Genomic DNA, 19759 nt, shown 5'->3' on the forward strand with positions numbered 1-19759 from the left:
ACCTTCGCCCCCTTTAAATCGTTCCTAAAAGTAAGAAAGAAATAACAAAGCCTAAGATGGCATACATCTCAACCATTACTGAGAACATAACCCCTTTAAAGAAATGCTCTGGTTTCTTCGCTAAAATTTGAATCCCAGCTGCAGCGACCTTCCCTTGGGCCATTCCTGAGAACAAGCCAGTAAAGGCAACTGGCAGTGATGCCATCAAGTACGCCATACCAGTCACTGTCGACATTTCACCACTTAAGCTACCATAGATCATAAACGCAATAACGAATCCGTATAGTCCTTGCGTTCCGGGAAGCAATTGTAAAATCAAGGCTTGTCCAAACTTCTCCGGCTGATTCGTCGTTAAGGCTGCCGCTGCTTCACCAGTTTGGCCCACCCCTTTGGCTGAACCGATCCCAGAAAAGATCGTAGCGATCCCCATTCCGATAATTGCAAACACCATACCACCATTATTATTAATTAAGTAATCAATCATTTATTGTCTCCTCCATTTTCTTTATCAAAATCAACGTATTTCTCACTTGGCTTAAAGGTTTCAAATTGGCGCCCCCCACCAGTGAAAAATTTTCCGAAAAACTCTACATATTGTAAACGAGCGGCATGCACATACGCACTCAGTAACGATAAAAAGATGTTTAAAGCTTGTAGGACAACCAATAAGAGAATGCCCACAGAAAAACGAGCGGCTGGCGGCAAATAGCCCACCAATAAGTTGAAGGCTGCTGCGATACTCCCACCAGAGATCCCTAATGCCATCAAGCGGCTATAGCTGACAAAGTCGCCGATATAACTGGTCACACCGTATAAGTCATACAAGCCTAAAAAGAAGCCGCCCACTTTGGTTTTCCCTTTCAGAATCGGTACCACGATGATCAATAAGGCACTAAAGCCTGCTAAAATCAAGCCGACGGTTGTTAGTGCTGGGACATCGATCAAAAGATTGCCTGCGGCTGCCACTAAAAGACCACTCAAAAGTCCTAGCCACGCAAAGCCTTCGTTGACTGCACCTAAAAGATCCTTTTTGCGGATATTTTCTTTGGCTGCTAAATAAAGGCCTGTAAACAGTTGGATGCCACCAAAAATCATGGATAGACCAAAGATCGCCATAAAATCTTCGGAGGGCGATAAAAGTTGGAAGGGCAATGTAGCACCAAAGAAGGAGCCGTAGATTGCGCCCCAAATCATAGTTGGCACAGACAAAATCTGGAACAATTTCAGAAACCGTTTGGTCCCTTTGGGCAAACGCAAGGCGTGTAGCCCAATCGTGGTCGCGACAGCCATTAATGCACCATAACCTAAGTCAGCCACCATCATACCAAAGAAAACATAGTAAAAAGGTGTCATCCATGGGGTTGGATCGATCTCATCGTATTTTGGCAAGCTGTACATTTCCGTCAACATTTCAAAGGGTTGAATAAACGAGGCGTTTTTTAGCTTCGTTGGCACTTGATTGGCAGCGATCTCCTCTGCAGTGGGTTCTTCAAATGAATAGTAAATCTCGTTGGCAAAGGATTCTTGGACCATTTCCGCCACTAACGGCTGATCCTTTTTTGCAATCCATCCGCGCAAGAGGGCAAAGGTCTGACCAGCTGCTAAGCGCTGTTGCATCATTGCCCGATTCTCACGAGTCAAAAACAGTTCTTCCGCTTGCTGCAGCAGGATCAGCCGTTGTTTGTGCTGACTGATTTCTGTAATCAGTTCTTTGCGCTGCTGCGTCAAGGAGGTCAAGGCTTGTTTCGCATTTTGCAAAACCACTTTTGGTGATTCGGATGTCAAGCCAGTTTCTTTCTTCACCCCATATCGGTGAAACAATTGGAACACTTGCTCTTCGATCGCTGTTAAAAACAGGCAGCTGAAATTGACTTTTTTGGGTTCAGAATAGATCACTTCGATATGAACCTCTTCCAATTGACGCAAGGCTTCAGCTAGATCTTCCCAGCGTGGGCCTTCGACACTCCCAGCAAAAAAAGTTGTATGTGCAGGCGCTTCGATCTCCAAGGGTACGTCAAGATTTTGCCATTGTGTCGCCCATTCTTCCGACTGCGTCGCTGCTTCGATCGCTTCGATCGTCTCTACCCAGCGCTCCTGCAAATTCTCGACTTCAACCAGCTCCGTTAATGCTGCGGCTTCATCGAAGCTTGTTTCAAAGTCCGACAGCCGCAAGGCATCTCGTTGCCATTCCGTGCCTTTTTTCGCATCACCATTTTGACGAATAAAGCGGATCGCTTCTTGCAGTCGACGAATCATTGGTTGATGAGAAGCACCTTCTGGGGTGGCTCCTGCAAAAAATTCCCGCAGCCAAGTTTCGTTGGCTTCCTGCTCAAATACGTTCTCGATTTCAACAAACTGCATCGTTTGCAGCTTCGTCAATAACCTTTCTTGGTAGTGCTTCGGGGTGATCAACGTTAGTTTATTTAGTTTGGTTACTGCCATAAGTCCCGATCACTCCTTCAACGATCTGTTGAACCGCTTGCTCTTGGAAGCTTTGCATATTTTTTTGGTAACGATCTAACACTTGCTGGTTCTCTTTTGCCAGCTGCTGCTTTTGTGCTGCTAGTGACTGTTGCAACTGCTCTTCGATTGTTGCTTGTTCTTGAACAAGCGCCTCTTCCAAAGCGGCTAATCGCTCTTGCAATGCTTGTTGCTGCTGCGCTTCTTCCGACTGCAATTCTTTTTTCAAAGCGCGCAATTGCTGTTCATTGGCTTCTTCTGCTTCTCGTAAACGAGTCAAAGCTTCTCTCATCGATTCCCCTCCTATAATGATTTGTATTCTCAACTGAAAAATAAACAAAAAAAGCATACCTCACGAAGAAGTATGCTGATATGAAAAAAGGCCAGCATTCCTCCAAGAATGTTTGCCTCACCCCTTGGCAAACCTGATCCTTGAAGCATAAAAAATGCTCAACCTTTGTCTATTTTATTTTTCAATTCCTGAACTATTATAGCAAAAAACGGCGTTCTATTCAAGTGAAATCATCTTTTGTGAGAAAAAACCGTTTTTCACCTATTACTGATTCACTTGCTACCTGCCCAACTTTCCACCTAACATTTGCCAGGGATCGGATTGTTCTTACTAAATTGAAATCGGTCAAAATCAATTTAAGACTTAGAATGGTATGAATGAAGAACGTTGAGATTTTTTGAAAATGCTAGACATCATTTGATTGGTACCCAAAAGGAGATATCAGTTCCAACAACCCATTCGATCCCTGACAAATCTTAAGTGAGAAGTTCGCTTATTTCGCTTCTCTTTTTATCGGTGGCAGCGGTTGGCCCTTTTCTTCACAAATGAAATAACCGCCACGATAAAGGCATGTGTAAATTTTACCCGGTTCCATTGTTAAAGGAAGCCCATTTTTTAAATACATCGGTTTTCTTTCCATTGTGCTCACCTTGTCTTTCGTGGGAAAATCAGTCAAAATAAAAAACAACAGCTATTTCTAATCTTATTTTCAAGATTACCAAAAAACAAATCAATTTTCTAGTTTTTTAATCAAAATATCGCAAATATATCGATCATTTTATAAAAAGATGGATATTTAACAAAGTGTGTGTAAAGAATGAACAGGAGGAAAAAGGATGTCAGATGAACGTTGGTTTCAAATTAGAAGAAAGCGAAACATCGAATTGGTTCTTTGTTTGCTCGTCGTCCTGCCGATGTTCTATGGCTTATGGTTTCAGCTCGCTTTTTTGATCCACTACATGTCGTTTTTGTTTCTGGTGGCAGTCTTCACTGCAATCTACGAAGGAATTCGTTGGATCTGGGCTTTTATTAGAAAAAAACGAGCGTGAAAAAGCTTGGCTCTGCTATAATAAATGAAACGAGCAGAGAGGAGTGCTTCTATGAAACGAATCATTATGGCTTGTGACTTACAACATGCCCCCAAAGCTTTACAAGAATCCGCCCTTTCTTTTGAGCCGTTTCTCCCGAATTCTCGAAGTGTCGCAGAACTTTTTTATTCCGCCTATCATGAAACGACAGATGACGAAGGGGAATCGCTTGCTGACTGGCAAAGAGAGCTGAGAGAGACCGCTGACGGAAAATACGGTCCCTTGATTCCAGAGCTTTCTTTTCAGTTACAAAAGGATGATCATCCTATCGGTGCCGTAGTAACCAGCACGTTTCAAGAGCTTCCCCTGCTATTATTTGTTGTTATGGGCGCAGCCTTTAAAGGCAACGGCTTATCCAAGCTGATGATGAAGGAAGTGATCCAACGAGCAAAAGCCATGGGCCTCACTCACCTTTATCTGGTAGTGACGGTTGAAAACCAGCCAGCCTACAAGCTGTATGAAGCATGCGGTTTTTCTTTTGCAGGTGAAAGCTGGGCAGATCTTTCCCCTTAGCTATGCTTGCAAGTTATCTAAGTCATTTTCTACTATTTAAAAAGGAGCTTCCAACCAATGAATGAACGACTAGCTGCTGCGATCCAACTGCGGACTGAAAAAAAACTGCAACAATCAAATGAACAATTGATTCAATTAGCTGCCGAAAATCCCCAAGATGCCTTTGTGCATTATCAAACGGCTTGGAGCTATGATCTTTTAGGGGAAGAGCAACAGGCAATTCCTTATTATGAACAAGCAATCTCGTTAGGGTTATCAGAAAACGACTTGCCAGATGCCTACCTAGGTCTAGGCAGCACCTATCGTGCCCTCGGCAATTATCAAAAAGCCGAAGAAGTGTTTTTAGAAGCGATGAAGCAGTATCCAAAAAATCATGCTTTGCAAACCTTCTATGCCATGACACTGTTTAATCTCGCCGAGTATGAGCAAGCCACTAAACGATTATTGACCCTGCTTGCCGAAACCTCTAACGATCCAGACATCCAGTCTTACCGACAGGCACTTTTGTTTTATGCGGATAAACTCAATGAGACATGGGCATAAATATACCCTATGAAGCAGCTCCTCCGCTCCCTTTTCTCGTAAAAGGGAGTCTTTCTTTTGGATATCTCGCAATCATCCTTTGCTACCAACGACTATCCTTTGAACCTTTTCCTCCAAGCAATACTACCTATCATTATCGAATTTTCCGATAAAAAACCAGTTGACGGCTCTCAATAAATCTGTTAGTTTATCTATGTTTTTTTAATAACAGATTGGAGGAATGACTATGCCCTTTATTGTCTATTTTTTCCTATCCTTATTGATCATTTATATTCCGACACCAACCCTTTTGCTGTTTTTTCAAAAAACTCGCCTCGCAGCATGACAATCTGACGGCTTTCAGCAAACTTTTTCTATTGTTGATGATCTTGCTGGATTATTACTTAAGCTATTATTGGTTAAAAAACTGCAAAGTCAAAAAAGCGCACTACCTTTATTTAGTCTTTGTCAATGTCTTCGAATGGCTGATCCACTTCTATCTTTATTCACGATTTGAAACGATCAATCTACTGGTCATTTTGTTGTTCCAGACCGTGCTATTGTGCTGCATGGTTTTCTTCCCTTTGTCGGAGAAGTTCCGCTCATTCCTTTTTACCTAAAAAAGAGCATCTTTGGTTTCCACTTATGAAAAATTCCAGCTTCTCAATCATTTCTTTCTAAGAACCAATTTACACGATAGCTCACCTTTGTTACGATTGATAAAAAGGATGTGTTGTGATGTCATTGATCGTCTTGATTGGCGCACAAGCCGCAGGGAAAATGACTGTGGGCAAAGAACTGGAAAAACGATTGGATGCAAAGCTTTTATTCAATCACCAGACCATTGATCTTTTTGCGAACTTTCTTGGCTATAGTCCCACAGCATTCGCTTTGTCTAATCAAACACGGATCGAACTCTTCAAAGCCTTTGTTCAAAATGAAGCCAATAATACGAGAAATCAATCATTTTTACGGTCTTGATTGATTTCGATCAAGCGGGAGATTTAGCTTTTTTACAAGAGATCGCCCAACTATTTACCGATGCCCAGCAAAAGGTCTATTTTATCGAATTAGTGGCTGATATTGAGGAACGCTTAAAGCGCAATTGCCATGAGGACCGTTTAGCCGCAAAGCCGTCAAAAAGAGCGCTGGATTTTTCTAGAAACGAGCTTTTGTCTTCGTTTGAAAACTATCGCTTAGAAAGCCTGCCACAGGAATTAACTACCCTTTTTCCAACGATTCCTTCGCTGAAAATCAACAATACCCACTTATCACCTGATGAAGTGAGTCAAACAATTATTGCCCATTTTTCCTTGACTTAAGTGCCAAAGAAACGCCATTTTCAAGCTTTGCTTCAATACGAAAATGTCTATTGACTTTGACGCTGCGTCAAGTGGTATCCTCTAATTAAGAGGAGGTGTCAAAATGAAAGTATATGTTATGCCAATGTTTTATCAATTGAAGACAAAAGATATTGAACAATCATCAAAATGGTTTGCAGAAATCTTGGGTTTCCAGTCATTGTATCAGTTTCGCAATCAAGAAAATCAAGTGACGATGGACCATCTGCGTCTTGCTGACTACCAAGATTTGATGCTGATTGCCGCAGACTCGTTCACTGTTGGCGATGGGGCAATTTTGAATGTAGCGATGATTGATCTTCAGAATATCGCTCAAAAAATTCCCGAAAAGTGGATCGTGGAACCTTTGATGGAAAAGCCGTGGAATGCCCTTGAAATGACCATCAAAGACCCCAACGGTTATTTGTTTACCCTAACAGAGGCGATAAGAAAAAACGAATCAGACTTTCAAACCTTGATGGACCAAACCAAGGATTACTTACAATAAAAGGAACCGAGTAAGAAGGATGGCTTTCTTACTCGGTTCCTTTTTTATAAAACTTGATTCTGGCAACAATGACAAAAACGAACGCTCCCTAGATTTACCTATCGAAGCTTTTTATCCCATCAGACATACCGTTTTAGTATATTTTTAAATATTGAAGGTAATTATTAACACACCCAATTCAGAACATGCTACACTATTTAAAAAGGAGGAGTTCCTATGGAAAAGAAATCGCAGCTTCCGTGGTACAAGCGCAAAAAGTTCTACCTTCCAGTTGCCGTCGTCCTCGGCGTGATTGGGGTTCTTCCCAGTCTCGTCTCTCTTTTCGGGGTCTCGATCGATGATGAATTCAATCCTGATTACTATTCTGATCCGAATGAACCAATGTTCAAGAAAAAACAAAACTGACTGTTGCGATGCCGTATGCAGGTTTTTTGACCAACAAAAAAAGAGCAATCACTCGCTGTTGTGTTTGCTCCTTTTTTAAAAGGGATTCGGCAGACCTACGCACCTTGACAGGGTAAGCTGTTTGGGGAGAGGGCGTTTGAATGCGCGAATGAACAGTAACTTATTACGTAAAACCACTTATACTTTTTTCCTGTTAAAAAATCAATTGCTAACCAATCACAAAGGATCGATTATTTGAAGAAAGAAAAAACGTTAGCCATTAGTTCTACAACTTCCCAGGGAAAACTAAAAAAATCAAACATCCATTTCTCCTCCTTTAATTGACTTTCTTCAAGTTTACCCGCAAAATAAAGCTGTAACATATTTGGACTATTTTTCCGTCCACTTTTTTTAGGAGGGATTTTTTGAAGGCCAATGACTTGTTAAAAGAGTTACGAACGGAACGAAATATCTCACAGCGAAAATTGGTTGAGAACATTTCAGAACGCAGTACACTGGCAACCTTTGAACAAAAAGGGCACCGCATCGCCTTTGATATTTTGCACCAGTATTTGGACCGCTTAAATGTCACTTTGGAGGAATTTGAGTATCGCTTGGATGACAATCAAGTCAGCGAGAAAAAGCAGCTATCCAAACAGTTGACCACCGCTTACTATGAAAGCAAGTATTCTGAAGTCCTCTCTTTGATCAACAAAGCCCAAGCACTGTATAAAACCACGAAGGATTTCTTCTATTATGTACTGTATAGTCAATTCTTTTTGATTTTAGAGAAAAAAGGCGTGGTTACCGACGAGGAAGAACGGCGCATCATCGAAGCGACCATCAAGAAATACTTGGAACGCATCGACACGTGGGGAAAATTTGAAATCTCCTTATTTACCAATCTGCTCTTCCTCTTTTCTGACGAGTACATCTTGTATCAAATGAAACACCTGAATAAAAAAATTTTTTACAGCAATGCGTTAAGTATCAATTATCAAATCTACACAAAATTGCTGACGAATGCGGCTTTCTTGTTTATCGATCGCAAAAAACCTGCCGAGTTGGCGCATGTGCTGACGTATCTAGCCGATCACCTGCCGCCGGACAATGATCGTATCCGCTTGATGATTCGTTATTTCGAAGGCATCTACGCCTTGTTTCAAGGAGATCGTATGCTGGGAATGGCCACGATTGAAAAAGCACTGGATTATCTGCGTTTTATTGGGCAAGAAGCCTTTGCCAAAGAATTAGAGGCACTGGCTCAGAGTATCTAAAAAAACCTGCTGCTTCCTCTCAGTAAGAGAACGACTCTCTTACACGGAGGAAACAGCAGGTTTATTTTTTTCTTAAAGTAAATGCAATGCTTCTTTCCAGAGCAAGACCCGTTTGACGGAAGCATTCAAATCAGCTTCTAAATAGCGGCCATCTTCAACCGCTTGTACCACAAAAGGAATCTGTTCTTGATAGGTAGAAGAGATCACTAGATCATTTCCCGCCTGCAACGCCTGTAATGCGGCTTCTTTTTGCGGAATGAACTCAGAAAGTCCTGCCATATCCAAGTCATCCGTCATGATGACCCCTTTAAAATGCAATTCATTTCGCAGCAGCTCATGCACGGGTTTTGAAATAGAGGCGGGTACGGTCTTATCGATACTATTGACGATCGTATGGGCGACCAAAATACTATCGGCACCAGCTTTGATCCCTGCGGCAAAAGGCAGAAAATCCGTTTCCCGCAGTGCAGATAGCGGGCGGTCATCGGTGACGATTTCGACATGCGAGTCACGATTGTTGCCATAGCCAGGAAAATGCTTCAAGGTAGACCCAACGTGGTGTTTCTGTAAAACATGAACCACACGTTCTACAAACGCACTCGTGCCCTGCGCATCCATGCCAATGGTTCGGTCGTAGATAAAGGACTGCGGATCAGTGGAAACATCGGCAACGGGAAACAGCCCAGCATTGATGCCATAAGCTTTTAAAATTTCCGCTTTCGTTGCTGTATCTTCTTCAATCGCTGACCATCCACCTTGGGCATACAGCTGTTGTGGTGAGAGAAAACGCTGATTCGTAAGGTTCGGATTGCGGCTGATGCGAGTCACTGTGCCCCCTTCTTCATCCATACCGATCAACAGCGGAATGGCGCTGGCTGCTTGGTAATCTGAAATTTTCTGTTTCAAGCGCTCCGCCGTCTCATTTTCGGTATCACGGCCGAATAACAGATAGCCACCAAAGTGATACTTTTGAAGCTCTTCGATTTGATTGCTTTCTGGCACACGCACAAAAAACAATTGCCCGACCTTTTCCTCCAAACTCATCGTGGCGATTTTTTCTGTTATTGCCTCTTCTGGCTGTTCTTGCGTGGAAGTTGAAACAGAAGTTGACGTGGAAAATGAGGTGGTTTCCTGACTTTCCCTGCTTTCTTCCTGTGTTTCGTCCCTCAAGCTGCTTTGCTGGATCATGGCTGGTTCTTCAGTTTGCTGTTTTTGCTGTTCTATCATCCACTTCATCCCTCCCATTGCTGCTAAGACCAAGAAAAGAAACAGTCCCGTAGCGAGTCCTTTTTTATTCATAGGTTCCCCTTCCCCTCTAAACAAGTTATTGAGAATGATTAAGACAATCCTTAGAAAGAAAAAAGTGAACCACTGACGAAATATTCGCAGATGATTCACTTCAATGGATGTTATCGTTCTTTTTTACTCGTTAAACGAACCGTCGGATCAGCCGTTTGTATGGTACCGCACGCCCTACGATGTAAATCAACGCAGTTTGTATCGGGAACATGATGACTGCTTTTAGCAAGCGGACCGACCAGATCGCCCAGCTTGTCAAAGGAATATTCAGCATCATAGCTAACCAGATCGGTGTTAAGATCAAGGTTATTAAAAGTGTATTTAACAAGACGACCATCGCCGCTCGTTTTAATGTGACTTCTTTCCGATAAAAGAAGTAGCCATAAATCAGTCCACCAACGAAGGCATTGATGGTAAAGCCGAAAAAGTAGGCTGATTTTGGAAAAATCACCATTCCTGCGATATCGGCTAATGAGGAGCCAACTGCTGTCCAAAACGGACCAAACAGCATACCCATGATCAGCTGTGGTACAAAGGAAAATGTGATTTTGATATAGGAGGTTTCAAACCCCAAGATTTGCGACAAGACGACCATTAAGGCAATCAGAAGTCCCATGACCGCAATCATGTGTGCATCGACTTTTCTTTTCATAGCGAGCATCTCCTTTTAGAGTTGCTACAAATTCATGCAGCGAATGCGAAAATAAAACCGCGAACGAATGATCGTTCTTCGTCCGAAAGGCAACATCCCATCCTTTCAGCACTTAACGCTTTATTTCCTACTCTGATTTTTTTTTAGGTATTGCTACCCAGACACACTATAGCATACAAGCGCGGACTGCTACAATTTTTCTTGCTTATTTTCTTGTACAAAATCTGCCAATGTTCGCTTTTCTTTTTTTGTGCATCAAAAAAACGCTTTTCTCATGTGAATCTTTCTACCACCAGTAAATGAGCAGGAAACATTCTCAAAAAAAGCGTTCATTCCTGTTTCTTGTTTCCTTTTAAGCCTTATGACAATTTACCCAATCAGATTGTCATTGATCAATACCGATTTGATGTCGCGTAATTGATGATCGATAGCAAGCTGTTCATGGGTCATCGTTGCGGTAACCTCTTTCATGGCATGCATTTCTTCATTCAATTCGTTGATATTCGTTACTAATTTGTTCAATGCTTCAATAATCAGTTGATTGTTATCCATGGTGAAACACTCCTTTTTGTAATGGTTGAGGTTAGTCTTCTTCGTTGACTGGCTGCTTCATCGTACCAACGGCGGCAACTGCGCGTTTCGTTTTATAAAACAATTTGTATAAAACAAGGACGACGACTGGGATCAGTCCGCATAAGATGTAGATTTGCGAATAATCAAACAGACCTTGTAAGCTTCCTAGTGCATAGGGACCTACGCCTAAGCCGAGATCCAGCCCGATGAAATAAGTGGAGAGCGCTACGCCGACTCGGTGAGGATCGACTTCTTTCAGACAGACGGCTTGGCCATTGGACATGAAGGTGCCATAGCCCAAGCCGACAAAGCAACCCGCAAGCAACAACATCCAGCTGTTGCCGGTAATACTCAATAAGAAAAGACCTAGGGTCAAGAAAAGAAAGCTGGGATACATGACTGCATCTGCGCCATGGCGGTCAAACAGTTTGCCCGTCATTGGCCGTGTGAAGGTCACAGAAAGTGCATAGACGATGAAGAAAAAGGCACCGGCCGTTTCCAACCCAAGGTCACTGGCGTAGATCGACAAGAAGCCGAGAACGCTGGAATAAGCCAACCCGATCAAAAAGGCAATCCCAGAAATGAAAAAAACTTTTGGTTCGACAAAACTTTTGATGGACCATTTTTGCAGCTGTGCTTTGTGTTCTTCCGTCAATGGGATGTTTTTGACTGGGAACCAGAAACAAGCGATGGCTGTTGCGATCGATAAAATAGTTGCTAACCAAATAATGAAATCAAAGCCGACCGTCGGTAGTAATAGCATACCAATAAAAGGTCCGACCGCCGCTGCTAAACTAGTACTTAATCCATAGTAATTGATCCCTTCGCCATGTTTGGAAGCTGGGATATAAGCGGTGACGATCGCATTAGCCGCAGTCGAGACGGCACCATAAGCAAAGCCATTGAAAAAGCGCACCGCATCTAAAATATAAATGTTGACTGAGACCAAATAAGCAGCGGTGGTAATGACATAAAACACTATCCCCCAGCGCAAAACGGCTTTACGACCAACTAATTCTAAAATTTTCCCAACATACAAGCGAGCAATCAAGGTCCCGATAATGTAGATCCCCGCTGCCAAGCCAGCTTGTGCAGTGGATGCCCCTAACTCCTGCGTGGCAAATTTCGCGGTGATGACGACAAAACAATAATACACGAGAAAGACGATAAAATTGATCAAGGTAATCGTGATAAACCCTTTGTTCCATAGTTTTTCATTTTTAGTTGACGGCAACGAGCTGACGACTCCTTCTTGATTGGTTTCCCTATCTGACATGTTTCTTCCATTCCTCCTGTTTGTGCTGTGATGCGTTTTACTATACCGAAACTTCCTCTGCTTGAAATGCGCTTTTGCTGTTAAAAAAGAGCATTAACAAGAAACATTAACATTTGTTATTGCTTTTTCACCAGAAATGTCTTTTAATGAAGCATGAATAGAGGAAATTTCAGATTTTTTTCAGAAAATGTTGGGTTGGCATGAAGTGAAGGAGTAACGTGGGTGGAGAAACAGATATTACGTGATTATTTAGAAAAACAAGCAATACCGGTCGTTATCCGTAAGAAAAAGAGTTACTTGACATATGAAGGCATCCCGGATCGCTACGTCTATATTTTAAAAAAAGGCATCATCAAAACTAGCGTAGTGACCCATGAAGGGCGCGAATTCAACTTGCGCTATTTGACGGATTTTGAGATCGTCTCTTTGTTTAAAGACGAATCCTCTCAAGAAGTCGAAGCCCCTTTTAATGTGCGGGTTGAATCAGAAGAAGCCGAATTATACAAAATCGTGCGGGATCAATTTTGGGCAGATGTCAATCGTGATCGCCTGCTGCAGGATTATGTCAAAGAGTATTATCGAAGAAACTTGATGGATACGATGAAAAAGATGCAGCAAATGCTGATGAACGGCAAATTTGGTGCTGTCTGTACCCAAATCAATGAGCTGTATGAAACGTTCGGAATCCAGACAACAGATGGTGTCTTGATTGACTTTGAAGTCACCAATGAGGAGATCGCTCGCTTTTGCGGCATTACCTCTGCCAGCAGTGTCAATCGAATGATGCAAAAATTACGAGAATCTGGCGCCCTAAAAAGTGTCGATCGCAAACTATTAGTGACAGATATCGACTTTATTCGGGAGAATATTATTTATTGATCAAAAAAAAGACTTTGTACGCCTATTGGTTTCAGGCACACAAAGTCTTTTTCGATTAAATAAACGTCACTGTTTCCGTCACTTCGATAGCTGGATCTAATGATTGGATCACGGGGCAATTTGGTGAAACGAGTTTTAGGCAACGGGTCGCTTTGTCATGGTCGGCTTCAGCGATTTTCGCATAAAACTGAATGTGGATGGCACTGACTGGTTGGGCTTTTTTGTTGTCGTCCCGGTCATAGCTGACTTCGATCTTTTCGATTTCTGCTGTGATTTTTGAATTCTCTAGGACGGATGCGTATACATAGCCGCCGCAAGCAGCGACCGCACTCACCAGCATTTGGACTGGCGAATAGCCTTTTTCCCGTGCTAACACCCAATTGCCAGTTGGGGTCGTCATTTCAAATTTGTCGCTTCCTTGATGGATCGTCAATGTTTCTACTGTCATCGTTTTTCTCTCCTCACAAAATGATCTGGTTCAACTTCGACCCATTCATACAATGGTGTCAAAGTAATCGTGCTTTGAATCTCCGTTTGTTCCATCGCACCTCTTGCTAACACAGGATCAGCGATCGGCGCTGCTGCTAATAATTTCTTCGTGTAAGGATGCAGCGGATTGTCAAACAAACGGTCGGTGGGTGCCAATTCAACTAGTTTCCCTTGATACATGACGGCTGTTCGGTCACTGATATGACGAATCACGGACAAGTCATGGGAAATGAACAAATAAGACAATGAAAACTCTTTTTGCAGACGCAGCAGCAATTGGATGATCTGAGCCTGAATGGAGACATCTAATGCCGAAGTCGGTTCATCACACAAGACGAACGCCGGGCGATTAACCACCGCACGAGCGATGCCGATCCGTTGCCGTTGTCCGCCGCTGAAACTGCGGGGCAGTTTATGGACATCATCACCCGTGATCCCGACGATCGCTAAGATTTCTTTGGCTTTCGCTCGGGCAGCATCTTTCGTTTCATGATACAACGGCTCCATCACCAGTTCAAGTGCCGTCATGCGGGGATTCAATGATGAATACGGATCTTGGAAAATGATCTGCATTTGCTGATACGCTGCTTTGCGATCTTCTGCCGTCAATGCTGTTAGCTCTTTGCCTTCGAAGAAAATCTCCCCGCTTGTTAAGGTCTCTAAATTTAAAATACTGCGTCCTAAAGTGGTTTTCCCACTCCCAGATTCCCCTACTAGCCCCAATGTCTCGCCCCGATGGATCGTTAGGCTGACATCTTCGACCGCTCGGACTTCACTGACAGTGCCGCGCCAGTTTTTGCTGCGAAAGGTTTTCGTCGCATGTTCTACGCGAATCAGTTCTTCCATTATTCTGTCACCTCCTGATTGCGCCAAACGCGATGGGTCTTAGATAACTGCGTTTCTTGCAACTCATCTGCCAATGTCTCATGATAGTCAAAGACTTTTAATTCGGCATGCTTGTCGCCTAAATGGGCCGCCTGCAATAATTGTTTCGTATAAGGATGCGCAGGTTGATAAAAGATTTCTTCTGTGGTGCCTTCTTCCACGACTCGACCTTGATACATCACTTTAATAAAGTCGCACATTCCTGCAACGACCCCAAAGTCATGGGTCACAAGGACGACGGAAAGCTGGTTCTCTCTTTGCAGATTTTTGATCAAGGCCAAAATCTGTGCTTGGATCGTCACATCTAAAGCCGTCGTCGGTTCATCTGCGATCAGCAATTTCGGTTGCGCCAATAAAGCCATGGCGATCATCACCCGCTGACGCATCCCCCCTGATAGCTCGTGGGGATATTGTTTCATGCGTTGCGCTGGAAAAGGTATGCCGACCTTCTCTAACTCTTTGACGGCGATTTCTTGAGCTGCTTTTTTCGATACGTTTTGTGAGCGGCGAATCACTTCGATCAAATGATAGCCAATCGTACGCAAAGGATTCAACGAAGTCATCGGGTCTTGAAAAATCATGGCGATCGGTAATGTTCGACGATCGGTCACTGCTGCTCCTTCAAATGTATAACTGCCATAGTGATCGGTCACCTTATCAGGCAAAAGATCCATGACACTTTTCATGGTCATACTTTTGCCACTACCAGATTCGCCGACGATCCCAACCACTTTGCCTTTTGGAATCACTAGATCCAGCTTTTTGACTAACGGTTTCGGACCGGTTTTGCTGTGAAACGTCACATTCAACGCTTCGATCGCTAATAATTCTGTCTTCATCGGTCACACCTCCCTTTGCAAGACATGTTTGATCATGTCGCCGATGTTGTTGAAGGAATAGATGGTGAAAATAACAAAGAGCCCTGGAAGGATCGCCATGTATGGTGCCCGCTGCAAGCTGTTTTGCGCATTTTGCAACAGACTGCCCCACGAAGCCATCGGCTGCTGAATGCCTAATCCGAGGAAGCTCAACGCTGATTCGGTCATGATCGCTCCAGAAATACTTGCGGATGCCGCAACGATCAAGGTTGGCAGTACTGCTGGGAAAACATGCTTCACGATAATACTGAATGAAGAACGACCGATAAATTTCCCGTAAGCAACATACTCCCGTTCTTTCGCTGCTAACGTTTCACCACGAATCAAACGAGCGATGTTCATCCATGAAAACCCGCCGATCACAATAATGATCGTGGTTAGTCCAGGACGTAAAAAGACGCTCAAAACGATCACTAACACCAGCCAAGGAATTGATGACAACACATCGACGAGCCGCATCAGCAAGTTATCGATCCATCCGCCAAAGTAGCCAGAAACAAGACCGACAAGGGTCCCGATAAACGTCGCAGTGATCATTGCCAACACACCTACAAACAAGGACACCCGACCGCCGTAGACGACCCGAATAAAGTAATCCCGCCCCACTTCATCAGTCCCAAACAAATGAGCCCAGCTCGGTGGCTGTGACATGTTGCTGACATCCGTTGCATTGGGATCGATCGGGATCAAAGGCGCAACGAGCGATAACACGATCAATAACGTCAAGAAAACGACAGAAAAAGTATAGATGGGCGAAGCAAGCATGACTTCACTGATTTTTTTGAAACGTTTCATTACTTGCTCCCTCCTTTACGGATACGTGGATCAACCACGGAATATAATACATCCGCTAACAAATTCCCTAAGATGACCAGTGTTGCTGACAGCAGCATGATCGCCATGATCACAGGATAATCGAGGCTTTTCGTTGCACTCATCAAGTAAGGTCCGACGCCCGGCCAACCGTAGATCGTTTCTGTAATGATCGCACCGGTAACTAACATCGGTAACGCCAAGCCGATTTGTGTGACAACGGGAATCAAAATATTGCGACTAATGTGACGACTGAAGATCTGCCATTTGCTGGCGTGGAATGCCCGTTGCACCATCACGTAGTCTTCTGATACTTGCTGAGTCGCTGATGCCCGAATATACCTTGTCAAATCTGGGAAGAAGGCGACAGTCAATGTGATATAAGGCAAAATAAAGTGCTGCAGAAAATCGCCAAAATCCCCTTCTTTGCCGACTGTATACATGCCAATGATCGGGAACATATTCAATAAGTAACCAAATACATAAATCAAGATCATCGCAAACCAGAAGGTCGGCACGGCGATCCCTAGAGATGCTACAGCGTCAATGATCCGATCCCAAATCTTTCCTTTGTTGGCAGCGGCTAACAGACCTAAAATGATCGCCAGCAATAAAGCCGTCAAATATGCAGGGATCACTAGCCGCATCGTATTCGGGATCCGAGTCGCAAGTTCTTGTGAAATGCTGCTTTGAGAAACCAACGAAAAGCCAAGATTACCAGTAAGAACATTTCTGATCCAAAGAAAATATTGAACCAAAAAGGGTTGATCCAAGCCATAGCGCTGCCGCAACAGATCGATTTGCTCTTGTGACATATTCGGTGTCGTGATGGAATCGATCACATCATACGGGGCGATATGTATTAGTGAAAATACGATAAAAGAGATCACAAATAGCAAAGGGATTGCTTGCAATACTCGTTTTGCAATATATCGAAACATAATTGACCTTCTTTCTTTTTCATAGAAAAAAGCTGTGATAAAAAAGATTCCTCTTTATCACAGCCAATGGATTTACTTGATTGTCAATTTAGACATATCTTCGAATGTATAGATTGGGATCAAGCCTGCATCTTCTACATTACCAATTCGGTTATTGACCGCTAAGATTTTCTTGTTGTCAACGATTGGGTAAATGATCGCTTCGTCAGCAATGGCTTTTTGCAGATCATCGTACAATGCTTCACGCTTGTCTGTGTCCAATTCAACTGCTGCTTGCGCAAACAAATTGTCAATGGTTTCGCTATTGCTTTGGAAGTAGTTGGCACTGCCGCCAGTTTCGAATAAACTGCCGTATAAGTCAGGGTCATTCCCCATGATATACCCGCCAAGGAACAGGTTGTATTTCGTTGAATCAGGTTTTTTCAACTCAGTGAAGATCGCAGTACCATCGCCCCCTTCAAGGGTAACTGTGATGCCTGCTTGTTGCAATTGTTGTTGGATCAACGTAGCTTGGATCGTTTGAGCTGGATCAGTTGAGTTGAACGCCAAGTTCAATGACAAATCAGTGACACCTGCTTCTTGTAAAAGCTCTTTTGCTTTTTCAGCATTTGTTTCATATTTCTCGACATCTTTGGTAACGTATGGATTGTTCGGTGGTAAGAATGAATACGGTGTTGCATAATAGTCTTCATCTAAATACGCTGCTTGATTTAATTCATCTTTGTTCAAAGCATATAAGACTGCTTGACGGACCTTCACATCTTGTAATGCATCTGAATGAGTATTTAAGCCTAAGTATCCAATGCGGTTTTCTGTATAGGGATAAACAGAAATTTGCGTATCATCTAAGTCTTCGATATCTGAAGGCAAAACAACGGCTGCGTCAACTTCCCCTTTTTGCAAAGCAACTTTGGCCGTATCAGTACTTTCAATGATCCGCAAGGTCACGTTTTGAATCGAAGGCTTGCCGCCATAATAGTTTTCGTTGGCTTCAAAAGTAAAGTACTCACCACGTTTGTATTCTTTCAATTGATATGGACCCGTACCAACTGGTTTTTCAGGCAGTTCACTGACCGAAAAGTCGCTAACATCTTTAAAGATGTGCTCTGGAATGATGTATGTTTCGGTTGCGATATTGCTGATTGCTGCTGCACTCGGTGTTGGCAACACAAATTTCACGGTGTATTCATCCACTTTTTCGATCGCGATCGGCTGGTCGTCGACCCAAAGCGAATCGGCATTGCCGTTTTCTTTTTTGACTTTTTGTTCATACGTGAAAACAACGTCATCGGCGGTAAAATCTTCGCCATCTGACCATTTGACATCTTGTTTCAAATGCACGGTCAATGAAAGGCCGTCTTCCGCCGGTTCCACTGATTCCGCTAACGCATTTTTCGTCGTTCCATCTGCTTCCACTGTAACGAGTGGAGAATAGATCATGTTTGTCACTGTCAAGCCCCAGCGATCACTGGTGTTGATCGGGTTGGTGGACGATGGGTCCCCGCTGATGGCATAAGTGAATGTTGCATCATCGCCAGCACCAGCTGCACTGCTGGTTGCCGTTTCCTCTGTATTTGATCCACCGCAAGCTGCTAGAACGAATCCTAGTCCGACGACGGCAACACTTGCTAAACCTTTTTTCCAATTGATCATTTTCCCATCCTACTTCCTGTTCCTATATAATTATAGTAGATTTTTTGCTTTTTATTCCCAAACAGGGATACTTGATTTCTTGGTAACTTCGTCAATAATTGCTTTTACTTCATCGGTCTGATAATACGCTACGACCGTTTGGTACACATCATTTTCTGCTTCGTCTGCTCGCGCAGCAATGACATTATAATAGGGCGTGGAGGAGTCAGCCACAGGTTCTAAGAAAATCGCATCTTCTGTAGGAACCAAGCCAGCATCGACTGCCATGCCGTTGTTGATCAAAGAGATGTCGACATCGGTCATTGCCCGAGCCGTTTGATTGGAATCAAGCAGCTCAAATTTCAAGGCTTTGGGATTCTCAGTGACATCACTGGTTGTTGGCAGTAACCCTTTTGATTCATCCAAAGTGATCAAACCGGCCGTTTGTAAGAGTAATAGTGCGCGGCTTTCATTTGACACATCATTGGGTAAAGCCACCGTAGCACCATCTGCCAATTCGCTGACATCAGTGATTTTATCGGAATAAATACCAAGTGGGTTTAATGTCGTATACGCAATCGTCGTGTTGGAATAACCACTTTCTTCGTTGACATTATCCATAAAAATTTCCGTCAATGCTGCGTGAAGATCGATTGACCCATCCTCTAATGCGACGATTGGTTGGCGATAATCGATGAACTTCACCAGTTGCAAGTCGATATTTTCGTTTTCCTTCAATTCTTCCTGCACATGTTCCCAGGCTTCATTTTGTTCGCCAACGACACCTAATTTGACGACGGTCGTTTCTTCATCCGCTTGGTTGGTGCCACAAGCAGCCAAGCTAAACAAGGCAAACAGCCCAATCACTCCTGTCGTCAACACATTTACTACATTTCTTTTCATCCCTTTTTTCCCCTTTTGTTCCCTCCTCAGATCAATCGTCCTATTTCCTTGTCGAATGGCCCAACTAGACCAATTTCCCCTCTGTTTCTCAAAACAACCTACTTTTTCAAAGGAGAAATGGTTAATCCCTGTTGCCGTCAACCGAAAACATCGGA

General features: G+C 43.3%; 21 protein-coding genes, 2 pseudogenes, 1 riboswitch and 1 other annotated feature. Of the genes and pseudogenes, 9 read left to right on the forward strand and 14 right to left on the reverse strand.

Going from position 1 to position 19759, the window contains the following annotated elements:
* Positions 1–13: 13 nt before the first annotated feature.
* From IGJ05_RS05685 to IGJ05_RS05695, 3 genes are read right to left on the reverse strand one after another with little or no spacing between them, the layout of a single operon-like run.
* On the reverse strand, positions 14–484 hold the full coding sequence (locus tag IGJ05_RS05685) for a V-type ATP synthase subunit K (RefSeq protein WP_005225567.1): 471 nt from the start codon (positions 482–484) through the stop codon (positions 14–16).
* Positions 481–2442 carry a V-type ATP synthase subunit I gene (locus tag IGJ05_RS05690; RefSeq protein ID WP_010747824.1) on the reverse strand — a complete coding sequence of 654 codons (1962 nt, stop codon included), beginning with the start codon at positions 2440–2442 and terminating at the stop codon, positions 481–483. The genes IGJ05_RS05685 and IGJ05_RS05690 overlap by 4 nt, the downstream gene beginning before the upstream one ends.
* Positions 2420–2752: a hypothetical protein gene (locus tag IGJ05_RS05695; RefSeq protein WP_010747823.1), complete on the reverse strand. Its 333-nt coding sequence runs from the start codon at positions 2750–2752 to the stop codon at positions 2420–2422. The genes IGJ05_RS05690 and IGJ05_RS05695 overlap by 23 nt, the downstream gene beginning before the upstream one ends.
* Positions 2753–2862: 110 nt before the next feature.
* Positions 2863–2916: a sequence feature (sodium ion sensor (DUF1646 type); this cis-regulatory element may regulate processes involved in with the transportation of sodium ions), on the reverse strand.
* A 672-nt stretch (positions 2917–3588) separates the two neighbouring features.
* On the opposite strand from IGJ05_RS05695, the gene IGJ05_RS05700 reads away from it, so the two are divergent.
* From IGJ05_RS05700 to IGJ05_RS05735, 8 genes and pseudogenes are all read left to right on the forward strand, one after another.
* On the forward strand, positions 3589–3801 hold the full coding sequence (locus tag IGJ05_RS05700) for a hypothetical protein (RefSeq protein WP_010747822.1): 213 nt from the start codon (positions 3589–3591) through the stop codon (positions 3799–3801).
* A gap of 24 nt (positions 3802–3825) precedes the next feature.
* On the forward strand, positions 3826–4353 hold the full coding sequence (locus IGJ05_RS05705; RefSeq protein ID WP_034695438.1) for a GNAT family N-acetyltransferase: 528 nt from the start codon (positions 3826–3828) through the stop codon (positions 4351–4353).
* A gap of 57 nt (positions 4354–4410) precedes the next feature.
* A complete protein-coding gene (locus IGJ05_RS05710; RefSeq protein ID WP_010747820.1) occupies positions 4411–4896 on the forward strand; it encodes a tetratricopeptide repeat protein in 486 nt (161 codons plus the stop codon).
* Between the two features lie 226 nt (positions 4897–5122).
* A pseudogene (locus tag IGJ05_RS05715) lies at positions 5123–5495 on the forward strand (hypothetical protein).
* A 118-nt stretch (positions 5496–5613) separates the two neighbouring features.
* Positions 5614–6197: pseudogene (locus IGJ05_RS05720) on the forward strand (hypothetical protein).
* 103 nt (positions 6198–6300) lie between these two features.
* Positions 6301–6723 (forward strand): hypothetical protein, encoded by a 423-nt coding sequence (locus IGJ05_RS05725; RefSeq protein WP_010747816.1) that lies wholly within the window; start codon positions 6301–6303, stop codon positions 6721–6723.
* Between the two features lie 216 nt (positions 6724–6939).
* Entirely contained in the window at positions 6940–7128 is a 189-nt protein-coding gene (locus IGJ05_RS05730) for a hypothetical protein (RefSeq protein WP_005225554.1), read from the forward strand.
* Between the two features lie 404 nt (positions 7129–7532).
* Complete coding sequence (locus IGJ05_RS05735; protein WP_010747814.1) at positions 7533–8384, forward strand: Rgg/GadR/MutR family transcriptional regulator; 852 nt, start codon at positions 7533–7535, stop codon at positions 8382–8384.
* Between the two features lie 72 nt (positions 8385–8456).
* Here the strand turns inward: IGJ05_RS05735 and IGJ05_RS05740 are convergent, their stop codons facing one another.
* From IGJ05_RS05740 to IGJ05_RS05755, 4 genes are all read right to left on the reverse strand, one after another.
* Complete coding sequence (locus IGJ05_RS05740; protein ID WP_231435782.1) at positions 8457–9683, reverse strand: glycoside hydrolase family 3 protein; 1227 nt, start codon at positions 9681–9683, stop codon at positions 8457–8459.
* A gap of 130 nt (positions 9684–9813) precedes the next feature.
* The gene (locus IGJ05_RS05745) at positions 9814–10344 is read right to left on the reverse strand and encodes a folate family ECF transporter S component (RefSeq protein ID WP_005225551.1); all 531 of its coding nucleotides are present in this window, start codon (positions 10342–10344) and stop codon (positions 9814–9816) included.
* 26 nt (positions 10345–10370) lie between these two features.
* Positions 10371–10472: riboswitch (THF riboswitch) on the reverse strand.
* A gap of 232 nt (positions 10473–10704) precedes the next feature.
* Positions 10705–10887: a hypothetical protein gene (locus IGJ05_RS05750; protein WP_005225550.1), complete on the reverse strand. Its 183-nt coding sequence runs from the start codon at positions 10885–10887 to the stop codon at positions 10705–10707.
* A gap of 31 nt (positions 10888–10918) precedes the next feature.
* A complete protein-coding gene (locus IGJ05_RS05755) occupies positions 10919–12184 on the reverse strand; it encodes an MFS transporter (protein ID WP_266166459.1) in 1266 nt (421 codons plus the stop codon).
* Between the two features lie 222 nt (positions 12185–12406).
* Here IGJ05_RS05755 and IGJ05_RS05760 point away from each other — a divergent pair, with 222 nt between their 5' ends.
* On the forward strand, positions 12407–13063 hold the full coding sequence (locus IGJ05_RS05760) for a Crp/Fnr family transcriptional regulator (protein ID WP_008378905.1): 657 nt from the start codon (positions 12407–12409) through the stop codon (positions 13061–13063).
* A 55-nt stretch (positions 13064–13118) separates the two neighbouring features.
* Here the strand turns inward: IGJ05_RS05760 and IGJ05_RS05765 are convergent, their stop codons facing one another.
* From IGJ05_RS05765 to IGJ05_RS05795, 7 genes are all read right to left on the reverse strand, one after another.
* Positions 13119–13511: an OsmC family protein gene (locus tag IGJ05_RS05765; RefSeq protein WP_010747810.1), complete on the reverse strand. Its 393-nt coding sequence runs from the start codon at positions 13509–13511 to the stop codon at positions 13119–13121.
* The gene (locus IGJ05_RS05770) at positions 13508–14398 is read right to left on the reverse strand and encodes an ATP-binding cassette domain-containing protein (protein ID WP_002316738.1); all 891 of its coding nucleotides are present in this window, start codon (positions 14396–14398) and stop codon (positions 13508–13510) included. Before IGJ05_RS05770 ends, IGJ05_RS05765 begins: the two co-directional genes overlap by 4 nt.
* A complete protein-coding gene (locus tag IGJ05_RS05775; RefSeq protein WP_144770780.1) occupies positions 14398–15276 on the reverse strand; it encodes an ABC transporter ATP-binding protein in 879 nt (292 codons plus the stop codon). The genes IGJ05_RS05770 and IGJ05_RS05775 overlap by 1 nt, the downstream gene beginning before the upstream one ends.
* Positions 15277–15279: 3 nt before the next feature.
* Positions 15280–16110 (reverse strand): ABC transporter permease, encoded by an 831-nt coding sequence (locus IGJ05_RS05780; RefSeq protein WP_010747808.1) that lies wholly within the window; start codon positions 16108–16110, stop codon positions 15280–15282.
* Positions 16110–17069, reverse strand: a complete 960-nt coding sequence (locus IGJ05_RS05785) for an ABC transporter permease (RefSeq protein WP_002307597.1) — start codon at positions 17067–17069, stop codon at positions 16110–16112. The genes IGJ05_RS05780 and IGJ05_RS05785 overlap by 1 nt, the downstream gene beginning before the upstream one ends.
* Positions 17070–17141: 72 nt before the next feature.
* Positions 17142–18722, reverse strand: a complete 1581-nt coding sequence (locus tag IGJ05_RS05790) for an ABC transporter substrate-binding protein (protein WP_010747807.1) — start codon at positions 18720–18722, stop codon at positions 17142–17144.
* 51 nt (positions 18723–18773) lie between these two features.
* Entirely contained in the window at positions 18774–19604 is an 831-nt protein-coding gene (locus tag IGJ05_RS05795; RefSeq protein ID WP_010747806.1) for a MetQ/NlpA family ABC transporter substrate-binding protein, read from the reverse strand.
* Positions 19605–19759 lie beyond the last annotated feature (155 nt).

It is taken from the genome of Enterococcus sp. AZ167 (assembly GCF_051714025.1).
Classification (GTDB): domain Bacteria; phylum Bacillota; class Bacilli; order Lactobacillales; family Enterococcaceae; genus Enterococcus_D; species Enterococcus_D casseliflavus.